Genomic DNA, 11,864 nt, shown 5'->3' with positions numbered 1-11,864 from the left:
TGAGCCGGATATCGACTCGCTGCTTCCTTGGAACTTCGATTATTAAAGCGCGCCACGTGGGATCGTGGGGCGCTTACCATTGATAAATAAATTACATACACATAAACCATTGACACAGGTTATTCATCAAGCCACCTCGCATAAAATTTATTAACCCGTAAAATAAATAAAACTAATGATGACTTGCTCACTAAAAACACATTTTAAAGAGTACTTGACGGTCAGAAGTGATAATATCCGCCATGATTTACATTTGGTTACAAATTAAAATTCTGTAATCACCCCTAATCCATAGACATAGAGATGTAAATATGTGGAACAGACTCAATAAGTCGATGATGGTGTGCCAAATGATGTTTGGCCTTTCTTTCTACGGCGTGATGGTGATCCTCACCCGCTTTTTCCTAGAAGACCTCAATTACAGTGAAGCTGACACCATGATGGTTGTTGGTGCTTTCTCATCCATTGGCCCATTGTTTGCTATCGCTGGTGGTTTTATTGCTGATAAATATCTAGGTGCCTACCGCTCGTTGACAATCAGCTATCTGGGCTTTGCTGTTGGTTACGCACTACTTGTAATGGGTGCGTCCACCCTTAACGTGCCAATGAGTTTGATCGGTATTGCGCTAGCAAGTTATTCACGCGGCTTAATGTCCCCTTCCTACCCTAGCCTTTACAAGCGTACCTTCCAATCTGAAGAGCACTTTGAGAATGCCTACCCAGTTAACTACTCGGTCAACAACATTGGTGCGCTCCTAGGCCAGTACTTTTTCCCAATGATCGTATTGATCCTCGGCTTCAATGGTAGCTTTGCACTATCTGGGGTAATGGCTGCTCTTGCCTTCGTAATTTTGCTTACCTCACGTAAGTCGCTACTCTCTGTTGCGGCTGAAATGGATAACCAACCTACCGGGGCTAAAAACTGGATTGCCTTCAGCGTTATCTCAGCATCTATGATCGGCCTGGTTTTCTTCATGTTCTCAAACATGGCTATCGGCAAAAACATCGTATATGCCATTGGTGCGGCCGCGATCGGTTACTTTATCTGGCTGATGATGAAGGCTAACCGCTCTGATTCGCTAAAAATGGGCACAATTTTAATTATAACGGCCCTTACGACTGCATTTTTTGTCTACTACGGTCAAATGATGACCTCAATGACGATGGTGACCATCAATACCATGCGCGGCGATCTCTTCGGTATTATCCCTATCGCCCCAGAAGCCTCAATGGCAATGAACCCACTTTGGTGTATTGTTGGTGGTCCGCTAGTCTCTTGGACTTTCTCTTCGTTGGAAAAACGAAATATCAATTTTTCTACCGCGACCAAAGTGAGCTTTTCCTTTGTACTGACTGCCATTGCCTTCGGTATTTTGACGATGGCGGTCTACAACATCGGTGAAAATGTCATCATCGGCCCAGAAGTCTTTCTGGCTATCCACTTCTTCCAAGCATTGGCAGAAGTGATTGTTGGTAGCTTAGTCGTTGCTTTCATCCTGTCGGTTGCACCAAAGCATATTGAGAACTTCTCAGTTAGTCTGTTTTCTGTCGCCATCGCGCTAAGCGGTATTGTCGGTGCCGTATTTTCAACCTCTATTGCAATGGAGAAAGGACAGGAGGTTACCCAAGAGGTGGTACAAACGGTCTATGGTGATTACTTCAGCTTATTGACAATATTGGCAGTCGTTATGGTTGTTGTTGCCCTACTCGCCTCTCGTTTAATTCGAGTGATGCTGAAAAAAGCAGAAACGGATCAGCCGGAAAATGCAACGCTGGCCGATGCATAATCAGTGATTATTCAATAACACTATGATTTAAAGAGGCTCTGAATGAGCCTTCTTTATTGCCTAACATTCACAAACAACAAGAGCAGAAGATGACCTCTAAATTTAGAAAGCATGACTGCGTTAACTCAGAGGTAGATAGAACTACACAAGAAGGTCTACTTAACCTCGTACCTCAGTAGAACTTTGTTATCCAATACGACATTTGTTGACCAAATAAAACTCGCGCCTGCACCACTGAATTTTTCAATGAAGTTCATGTAGGCATTCTTATTGTCTACGCCAATCTCATCTTCTGAGTATAATGTTGCTTGAGGCCAAGATGTCGAATCAAAATCTTTTCCCATCCAATTACTTGGGGTTTCCCAATGAGCAGCATAAGCATTCTGGCCATCATCAGTACCTTCAGTAGTACAAGTTTCAGATAGACGTCGACCCTCAATTTCACTAAGACACGTCAGATCATAAATTGGTGCAGTATAGAATACTTGAGCTTGCCAGTCTGAGTTTGTGACTGTCCCATCACTAAAGCTAGCAATAAAACCACCGTCTCCTGGGTGATAAGCTTTCCCACGATTATCTTCAGTACCCAAGCCTAAGTTTTCTTCCCAATCAATCGCTTTTACTGCAATAGTATAAGGCTTCTTAACCTTAAACTTCACAATACTAGAATTAAATGGTGTAAACGGTACGGTATCTACGGCTACAAGGCTGCCATTGATGTATAGCTCAAAGTAATTATCAGCAAAAATATAGCCCGTGATTTCTTCACCGTCAGGATCTATAACGGCGACAGGTATAGAGTCCTCATTTACATCATCAAGACGTTGGGGAGTAATGTTTGCACACTCCTCATATAAGTCGACGGCTTTCGGTGCAGTAACAAAGTTGCTTTTGGCAGGAACAGTCCAAATTTTTCCTTCTGTATCTGTAATTTCCCCAATACCAGCAACTCGACTACGCCCATTTTTACACTCAAAAAGATTCGTCTCTACCGTTTTAGCAATGCCTTGTGTAATGCTTGCTGAACCGCGGTAATCACTGAGGTTCGTACTAGATGGCATGTCCGGTTCTGGTGAACACCCCGTAGCGAGTAAAATGGCAGATGAAAGGGCGAAAAATTGATTTTTTTTTGTGGTCATTGCCTAGGTATCCATTGAGAGGGGTTGGTATCAGCGTAGTTGTAACGTTAAGTTAATACAATTAAGCCGTAGCCTATGCTTTTGTTTAAAAAGTCTACGTATAGTAACTGCTTGGCTGTAATACCAATCTGGATAAGTAGTTGATCAAGTATTTATGTAGGTTGGTAAAAAGATTTAGAAAAGGCCACTGATGTGGCCTTAATTGTTATTGCTGACACTGATTCAAGTAACCTACCAGTCGATCAAGGTTAACCGGAATGATCGAAGAGTTGTCCTCCCCTTTTTTCACTAAGCCTTCTTTTATAAGCTCATGAATAATTCGGGTATAGGCCCTATCAGTACAGCCAAAGCGCTGCGCCTCCTGATACATATAATCATGATTTAACGATCTGGCTTCAGAGGTACAGCGACTAACGATATCTTTAACGATGTTGAATTTCAGCGGGTACAAAGATCGTTCAATAGCGATGTTCATTGACGATTGGTACATATTCGCCATCCGGTGATTCATCCAAAATGATATCGTCGCATCCTGGAGTAAGATCTCGACAAATCGTTCTTTCGGAATCACAACGAGTTCAATAGTCGCCGTTGCTACCACATCAAATGAACAAGGATTGCCCGAGAAAAACTCAATCTCGCCGAAAAAGTTATCTTCGAGGTAGTAATCACCCAAGCTCAATGTTTTGCCATTGAGCGCGGTGTGTAAAAGCATAAACTGGGCGGCAGCAGTCCAATACACCTCTGTGATTTCATGCTGCTGCCTGACAATATAGTCGCCCTTATGTCGAATTATGCGCCGAAAGTTCTCATTCTTAACTAGCTGACGAAAACGTTCTGGCCCTTTACTCAGAATTTCAGACATATCCATTTTTGGTAAACGGTATCCAACCTATCGATTAGTAAAATAAAACTTGTCACACCCGGACAATTGTCGTGTTATCAACCCCAAGCTATTCTTTAAGCTATTGTTCATAAGCACAGGGAGAGAAAAACTTCCTGCTATGTTGCGTTCATAAAGATTAACCGCAATTTGGGAAGCCTTACCGATTCCCAGATTATACATTGTTAGGACAACACTAATGAATTACTTCGACCTGCCGAAAATTGATCTTCATTGCCACCTAGATGGTAGCGTTAGACCGCAGACTGTTATCGACCTGGCCAAACAGCATAATGTCACTCTACCAAGTTATGATGTTGATGAAGTCAATACATTGATGGTTGCACCCGAGGCTTGCGAAAACCTACCTGAATACCTAAGTCGCTTTGACCTACCCGTTTCGGTAATGCAAACCGCAGAAAGCTTAGAGCGTATTTCATTTGAGCTGTTTGAAGATGCAGCCAAAGAAAATGTAAAATACTTGGAAGTACGCTTCGCCCCTCAGCTTCATATTCAAAAAGGGCTGACCTATGCCCAAATCATTGCCAGTGCAGTAAAGGGAATGAAAAAGGCTGAAGCGCAATATGATATCAAGGGTAACTATATCCTTTCGATGGTGAAGTTCCTGCCTTCAGACACCATCACCCAAGTGATTGATGCTGGCGTAAGCTTATTAAACCAAGGCGTGGTTGCATTTGACTTGGCCGGTAGTGAGCTGGATGGGTTCTGCCACGACTATGCGACCTACGCGCAGTATGCGAAAGACAAAGGATTTAGAGTTACAATCCACGCCGGTGAGCAAGGCAGCGGACAAAATGTTTATGACGCTATTGCAATCCTAGGTGCAGAACGCATTGGCCATGGTGTTGCGATTAAAGATCATGAACAAGCATACAACCTTGTGAAGCAAGATGACGTTGCCCTTGAAACCTGCCCAAGCAGCAATGTTCAAACTAAAGCAATCAGTGAGCTTGCCCTTCACCCAATCAAGGCATTTTACCAAGATGGTGTGCCTGTGACTATCAATACTGATAACCGCACGGTGTCCAACACCACGATGACTGATGAAGTTCGCAAAGTTATGGAACAGTTTGAACTGAGCGTTGACGATTACTATCAAATTTACAAGATGAGTGTTCAGCACTCCTTCGCATCAGACGACATTAAGCAAGACCTGATGAAACTGGCTAAGTAACGCCTAAGTTATACACCATCATGGTTAGCGAGCGTAACCATGATGGACTTTTACCTCGTAACATCATTGGCAATCTAACATTTTTTGCCAAATCACTGGTTTGTCTATTGTGGCGATGAAACGTGTTTCTCGACTTTACCAACAAGGAACTCTCTTAACGCCTGAATTTGTGGGTTGATTACTCTACGACTAGCGCACACTAAATATAAAGGAGCAGATTCGGTTTCCCTACCAATATCTATTTCGATTAAACGCCCTGCCAGCAAGTCATCTTTAGCATCCAATAGCGATTTATAAGCGATACCTTTCCCAGCAAGAGCCCAACGCCTAACAGCCTCCCCGTCGTTGGCATAACGATTTCCTTTGACCACCAAGATCTGTTCTTGTCCTTGGTGAAAGAATCGCCAACGGTTATACAAACTCTCACCCAAGGCAAAACAGAGACAGTTATGTTTCACCAACTCATTAGGGGAATCAGGGTAACCATACTTAGAGAGATAATCAGGCGATGCGCACAATATCCGCTTATTGCCCCCAGCAATAGGCAAGGCAACCAATGACGAGTCACTGGGTTCACCATAGCGCAAAGCGACATCAACGGGTTGGGTATACATATCTGCTAAGCCATCCGTTAACTGCACCCTGACTTCTAACTTCGGGTGTGACATCATAAATTCGTCAATCCAACCCAACAATAGATTACGGCCGCAGTCTGATGGCATGGACAGCTTGATGACGCCTTGAAACTCCGCCTGTCCTTCACTAATAACGCGACATGCTTCAGTCATCAGCCCGACGGCCTGCTCGCAATAATTCAGAAATTGCTCGCCATGCTGGGTGAGGCGTAGATTGCGGGTTGAACGAATAAACAATAACGCTCCAACTTCATTTTCTAGTCTTTTAAGCGCAGCACTTGCTGCTGCGGGCGTGATATCCATGTTTCTCGCTGCTGCTGAAAGACTATGTAACCTTGCCGTTTCAATAAAAATCTTGAGATCGTTGAGAGCCTTCATCTTTAACCCATATTCAAAAATTATTTGAAAGTAATTTAAGCTAATAGTGGTTTTTCAAAATTTCATTGTCAATTAAAATGAAACCAACACAAATACAATCACCTACGACCCTTTGTAAGGGTAGCGAAAGGAGAGCAACATGAAAGCAGTCGGCTACCAACAATCATTACCAATTTCTGAACCACTCTCTCTTATTGATATCACCCTGCCTGAGCCTGTCGCCAGCGGGACGGATATATTGGTTGAAGTCAAAGCAATCTCGGTCAACCCGGTTGATACCAAAGTTCGAATGCGTGTTGCTCCAGAACAGGGGCAATACAAAGTGCTCGGTTGGGATGCCGCTGGTATCGTCAAATCAGTCGGTCCGGATGTGACACTCTTTAAGCCAGGAGATAAAGTTTGGTATGCCGGTGATCTTACCCGCTCAGGCACTAACGCTGAATACCAGTTGGTTGATGAGAAAATTGTTGGTCACATGCCGAAAAGCTTAGGTTTTTCGCAAGCGGCAGCTTTACCACTGACAACTATTACCGCATGGGAAATGCTGTTTGACCGTTTGGAAGTAGAGAAAGACAGTAACAAAAAGCTACTTATTATCGGCGCTGCTGGTGGTGTGGGCTCAATTATGGTCCAACTGGCGAAAAAACTGACCAACCTAACCGTTATCGGCACCGCTTCGCGCCCTGAAACACAATCATGGCTTGAAGAGCTGGGAGTGGATCACGTTATCAACCATCGTGAGTCTCTCAGCAAGCAGCTCGCTGACAAAGATCTTGGTGAAGTCGACTATGTGGTGGGCCTAACCAACTCTGACGATCACTTAAGCGAGATTGTTGAGTCTATCAAACCACAAGGAAAATTCGGCCTAATTGATGATCCCGCTTCTTTTGACATCCTGCAACTCAAGCGTAAAAGCATCTCGTTGCATTGGGAATTTATGTATACCCGCTCATTATTTGGCACTAAAGACATGATTGAGCAGCACCATTTGCTCACTAATGTTGCAAAATTGGTCGATAACGGGGATATAAAATCAACAGTTGCTCATCAGGGCGGTGCCATTTGTGCAAAAAACTTAAAGAAAGCGCATGATCTTTTGGAGTCACAGAAAGCGATGGGTAAAATAGTACTTGAAGGATTTTGATATAGATTCAACAAGTTACATTATAGGCAGTGAGGTTTTACGCAGAGAGTATGCAGTAGTTGAGGTGCTATCTTCGTTAAGGTAACACAAAAAAATTCATATTATTAGACTTGTTAAAAAAGTTTCTCAGCCTATAATGCTGAAAACCGGAGCGTCTGCCAACGCTCCGGTTTTTTTGTGCCTGCAACATGGTGTATAGGCGCGCTGTCTGCCAACAGCTACCGACCATGCGGCAATATTCGATAAGATTTAAGGAATTACCAATGCGTATCGAACAAGACTTGAAATTGGGTTTTAAAGATGTACTGTTTCGTCCAAAACGTTCAACCCTAAAAAGCCGTTCTCAAGTTGAATTAACCCGCAATTTTACATTCAAGCATAGCGGTCGTCAATGGTCTGGTGTACCAATTATTGCTGCAAACATGGATTCTGTCGGTAGCTTCGAAATGACCGCATCCCTTGCTAAGCACGGTGTAATGACGGCTGTTCACAAGCACTACACAGTGGCTGACTGGGCGGCATTCGTTGAAACCAACGACGCAAGCGTGCTAAACAATGCAATGGTATCTACTGGTACGTCTGAAGCTGATTTCCAGAAAACCAAAGATGTAATGGCCCTTTCTGATGACCTTATCTTTATCTGTATTGATATCGCCAACGGCTACTCTGAACACCTTGTACAATACGTACAAAAAGTACGTGCCGAATTCCCGGACAAAGTGATCAGCGCAGGTAACGTTGTGACTGGCGACATGGTAGAAGAGCTTATCCTTGCGGGTGCTGACATCGTGAAAGTCGGTATCGGCCCAGGTTCTGTATGTACTACTCGCGTTAAAACTGGTGTTGGCTACCCTCAGCTGTCTGCCATTATCGAATGTGCTGACGCTGCACACGGCCTTGGTGGTCGCATCATCGGTGACGGTGGCTGTGCGTGTGCGGGTGACGTTGCTAAAGCCTTCGGTGGCGGTGCTGACTTCGTCATGCTTGGCGGTATGCTGGCGGGTCACGAAGAAAGCAACGGCGAAATTGTCGAGCAAGACGGCAAAATGTTCATGAAGTTCTACGGCATGTCTTCTCAAAGCGCGATGGACAAGCACTCTGGCGGTGTTGCTAAGTACCGTGCCGCTGAAGGTAAAACCGTTCTGCTGCCATTCCGTGGCCCTGTTGAGAACACTATCCAGGACATCATGGGTGGCGTGCGCTCTACGTGTACTTACGTGGGTGCGGCGCAGCTAAAAGAGCTGACTAAGCGCACAACGTTTATCCGCGTGCAAGAGCAAGAAAACAACGTATTTGGTAAAGAGTAATTACAACACTTTAGCTAAAATTGTAAAAACAACTGAACGTTATATCTATAGCGGTTAGAACTGTACTAAAAGCCACATAAAGCCAGAGTGAGAGATTGATCTTACTCTGGCTTTTTCATTAGATCGATAGTGAAACCTGTACTATACATACTAAAAGATCATATCGAACGAGTGGAGCGACCTAACCAGTTAATTTTCCAGCTTGGTATAAAGACATGTAATAAAATCACTAAATGTCTGTACATATAGCAAACGTAACTTGTTCTAATCGTAACAAGCCACGCCACCCGACTAGAATATATGTTGGCTAAAAGTTAAAGCCGTAATAATCGCCAGAGGAATGGAAAACAATATAGCAAGGGCGATATCGTCCGAATCAGATTGGTAACGACATGACAAGACATAACTGATAATAGCGATAGGCATGGCTCCTTGAATAACAAATACTTTTGCGTCAAGCGTTGAAACCGGCGAGTACTGAATAACAACGACGGCAACCATCGCGCCAAGTAGAACTCGCATTACTGCAAGCATTGCAGGTTTATAAGCCTTACATAAATTATAAAACTTTAATCGACTGACAGTGCAGCCGAGCTGCATCAACATCAAAGGTACGGTAATACTGCCAACCATATCCAATGACTGCATGACTGACGGGTTTAATTCAATCTCAGCTAGTGTGAGCAACGCCCCAAAGACCAAAGCCATCACCGGCATATTGCGCAATAACGCTTGGGGCGACATTGAGCCTGAATAACAGCCCACTCCGAGTGTAAAGTGGCTGATCTGTACCACAGACGAGATCACCAACGCTGGCGCCGCAGCTTGTGGACCCAATAATGCAATACAAACCGGCACACCAATATTGCCCGTATTCGGGTTCACGATCGCTGGCAGGTACTGACGAATAGGTTGGCGGCTGAAATAAAGAACGGCAGCGCCAATGATTGCCATAGCAACAAGGTATACCAAGGTAGCAATCACTAACTGCCCCATGGTAGCAAAGCTCATATTCATTTGTAGTACGGCGTGTAGCATCATGCAGGGAATACCAACGGTTGTCACCAAATTGGGAATGACTGGGGTATCAAATAAGTCTGTTTTGTTATCGAGGAGCGCCCCCGTAGCCATGATAGATAGCAGAGGAAATAAGAGTTCAAAAAGCATGACGTCTGGGGTCTCGTTCCGTGATTTATCGAAGGGTTACAGCAGATGTTGATGCAACGAAATGTGAATCGTTATAATATCAAACACATAATGTGCTTAATATGCGTTAATAATGAAGACTGAGAATACGATTCGTGAACAATACCCATTACCACAAGATCTAAACGTTCTGCTGACCGTTGCCGCTAAAGGAAGCTTTGCCGAGGCTGCGCGGCATCTAGGTCAGTCTCCGGCCTATATCAGTAAGCGAATTGCGACGCTAGAAAAAACGCTTCAAACCCAACTCTTGCATCGAACAACGCGCCAGTTAACGTTCACAGAAGAGGGAGTATCCGCTCTCGACTGGGCTACACGTGTAATAGATAACCTTGACGATATGGTCACTGAATTGTCTAAGACCAAGGAGAGCCCACGTGGCCAGCTACACATTTGCAGTAGCTTTGGGTTTGGCCGTGCTCATGTCGCTCCAGCGTTGGCCGAGCTAAGTGCCGGCTACCCTGAGCTCGATATTCACTTCGACGTATTTGATCGCAATGTTGACCTCATTGCCGAAGGGTTTGATGTTGAAATTTATATCGGCGACCAGCTACCGCCACAATATATCTGTAAACAACTCGCCAGCCATGAACGAATCCTCTGCGCAACCCCCGACTATTTACGCCGCTACGGCACACCACAAACCATTGATGAACTTGCCAATCACCAATGCCTAACGATCAAGGACCGCCACCTTATTAATGGAAGCTGGCAGCTTGACCATTGCGAGGGTGGGAAAAAATCAGTCAAGATCAACGGAACACTCACCTCAAATAATGGCGATATTGTGCGTCAATGGGCCTTGAATCATCGAGGGATCATGCTGCGGGCATATTGGGACGTAAAGCAGTTGATTGAGCAAGGGACATTAGTTCAGATACTGCCGCACTACACGCAGCCTGCAAACATCTGGGCGGTCTACCCTAAACGTTTATCAACATCGGCAAAAACACGTGTCTGCGTTGAGTTTCTTGCTAAGCGTTTTCAAAGTTTGTCGAAGTAAAATGATCATATCAAAAAGGACATGAACTACCGCACAGTCAACGAAGATGTCGTAGGTGCATAAACTCGTTTAAAGACGATCCTCCTGCTTTATCGTCGTTAGATGCCCGCTATGGTGCGGAGAGCGTAGTGATCACGAAAGAGGATTGGACAATCTCTTTTCAGCTCTCGTGCCTTTTGGCTACAGCGTGAATATGAGTGTCGCCTATCCGACAAAGTTAAGCTAAGTTATATCTTTATCTTTGACCGCCATTAACTGAGTAAATGACTTTCAAAAGTGAAATATTAACTTACCCACTTTGGGTTTATATAGTATTGACGACTACGTCTGAGAAGAGCATTCTTTTACCTGATTACCACCGATTAAACTTAAAACAGAAATCTGCAAGATAGCGTGGTAGATGCTTCTTATTTATCGCATGATATGTACCATGCATCGCATTTTTAACATTACTAATCATAGTATTGACCCACTTGAAATAGGGTAGCTCCACACAGTCGGCACCTCCGCCAGTGACAATGAAAAGGTGAAAGTTTTTTGCATCCTCAACACCTCTAAAACAGGCTAAGCCATCTGAAATTGCCAGTGACTTAGGCCGCAAGTGCACCTTAGCCCATTTCGTTAACTCCACTTTCCTGAATCCTTCGACAGCACTAAATCGCATTTTCATTGGGTGGCCTTCTTTATTCAGTGATACTGCTGCAACGAATGGCCGCTTCCCTTTGGCTCCCCGTCCGCGAGTACCTCGTTGCACGCTACCCCAGTAAACATCATCCATTTGGATATACCCATCCAAAGAGGATTCATCATCACGCTCTTTCATGGCCTGCATGAGCTTGTGCTTAAGCCGCCATGCTGCGTTATATGAAACACCCAATTGTCTTGAAAGTTCAAGCGCTGAAATACCATTCTGTTCTTGTGTTATCAGGTAAATGATTAGAAGGTAATGAAAATTCAGGAATATTATAATCATATTAAAATAATACATATTTGCTCCCATAATTAATATTTACATTAATATGTATGATAAAATTACAAATCTTATTCTCAGTTTGATGAAACTGATTTATCTTTCCTGTGAATTAAAATAAAAAATGAACTATCATTTTCTTGAGCCTGAATTCAGATAATAAGTGCGACACTCATGGGAAGGTGTAAAAGAGGAAGCCAACTGCCGAAAGTGGTACGCT

Annotated in this window: 9 protein-coding genes and 1 pseudogene; 5 read left to right on the top strand and 5 right to left on the bottom strand. The window is 43.9% G+C overall.

What is annotated here, in order from left to right; all coding sequences use genetic code 11:
- The first annotated feature begins 311 nt into the window (after positions 1 to 311).
- Entirely contained in the window at positions 312 to 1,787 is a 1,476-nt protein-coding gene (locus ACVA53_RS24430; protein WP_446506562.1) for a peptide MFS transporter, read from the top strand.
- 155 nt (positions 1,788 to 1,942) lie between these two features.
- Here ACVA53_RS24430 and ACVA53_RS24425 read toward each other — a convergent pair whose 3' ends face one another.
- Both ACVA53_RS24425 and ACVA53_RS24420 read right to left on the bottom strand, forming a co-directional pair.
- Complete coding sequence (locus ACVA53_RS24425) at positions 1,943 to 2,926, bottom strand: hypothetical protein (protein WP_446506561.1); 984 nt, start codon at positions 2,924 to 2,926, stop codon at positions 1,943 to 1,945.
- A gap of 205 nt (positions 2,927 to 3,131) precedes the next feature.
- Positions 3,132 to 3,791: a Crp/Fnr family transcriptional regulator gene (locus ACVA53_RS24420; protein ID WP_309243494.1), complete on the bottom strand. Its 660-nt coding sequence runs from the start codon at positions 3,789 to 3,791 to the stop codon at positions 3,132 to 3,134.
- 217 nt (positions 3,792 to 4,008) lie between these two features.
- On the opposite strand from ACVA53_RS24420, the gene add reads away from it, so the two are divergent.
- On the top strand, positions 4,009 to 5,004 hold the full coding sequence (gene add, locus ACVA53_RS24415) for an adenosine deaminase (RefSeq protein ID WP_255045289.1): 996 nt from the start codon (positions 4,009 to 4,011) through the stop codon (positions 5,002 to 5,004).
- Between the two features lie 104 nt (positions 5,005 to 5,108).
- Here add and ACVA53_RS24410 read toward each other — a convergent pair whose 3' ends face one another.
- Positions 5,109 to 6,017 (bottom strand): LysR family transcriptional regulator, encoded by a 909-nt coding sequence (locus tag ACVA53_RS24410; RefSeq protein WP_446506560.1) that lies wholly within the window; start codon positions 6,015 to 6,017, stop codon positions 5,109 to 5,111.
- A gap of 139 nt (positions 6,018 to 6,156) precedes the next feature.
- Between ACVA53_RS24410 and ACVA53_RS24405 the strand changes: the two genes are divergently transcribed.
- Positions 6,157 to 7,161, top strand: coding sequence for a zinc-binding alcohol dehydrogenase family protein (locus ACVA53_RS24405; RefSeq protein WP_255045287.1), 1,005 nt, complete (start codon positions 6,157 to 6,159; stop codon positions 7,159 to 7,161).
- Between the two features lie 263 nt (positions 7,162 to 7,424).
- A complete protein-coding gene (locus ACVA53_RS24400) occupies positions 7,425 to 8,468 on the top strand; it encodes a GMP reductase (RefSeq protein ID WP_446506559.1) in 1,044 nt (347 codons plus the stop codon).
- Positions 8,469 to 8,759: 291 nt separating this feature from the next.
- Here ACVA53_RS24400 and ACVA53_RS24395 read toward each other — a convergent pair whose 3' ends face one another.
- On the bottom strand, positions 8,760 to 9,635 hold the full coding sequence (locus ACVA53_RS24395) for an AEC family transporter (protein WP_255045433.1): 876 nt from the start codon (positions 9,633 to 9,635) through the stop codon (positions 8,760 to 8,762).
- A 112-nt stretch (positions 9,636 to 9,747) separates the two neighbouring features.
- On the opposite strand from ACVA53_RS24395, the gene ACVA53_RS24390 reads away from it, so the two are divergent.
- Entirely contained in the window at positions 9,748 to 10,674 is a 927-nt protein-coding gene (locus ACVA53_RS24390) for a LysR substrate-binding domain-containing protein (protein WP_446506558.1), read from the top strand.
- A 358-nt stretch (positions 10,675 to 11,032) separates the two neighbouring features.
- On the opposite strand, the pseudogene ACVA53_RS24385 reads toward ACVA53_RS24390, so the two are convergent.
- Positions 11,033 to 11,620: pseudogene (locus tag ACVA53_RS24385) on the bottom strand (IS1595 family transposase); the annotation flags it as partial.
- Positions 11,621 to 11,864: the final 244 nt, after the last annotated feature.

The sequence above is a fragment of the Photobacterium sp. DNB23_23_1 genome, from assembly GCF_052873815.1.
This window is presented reverse-complemented; position numbering and strand designations above follow the sequence as displayed.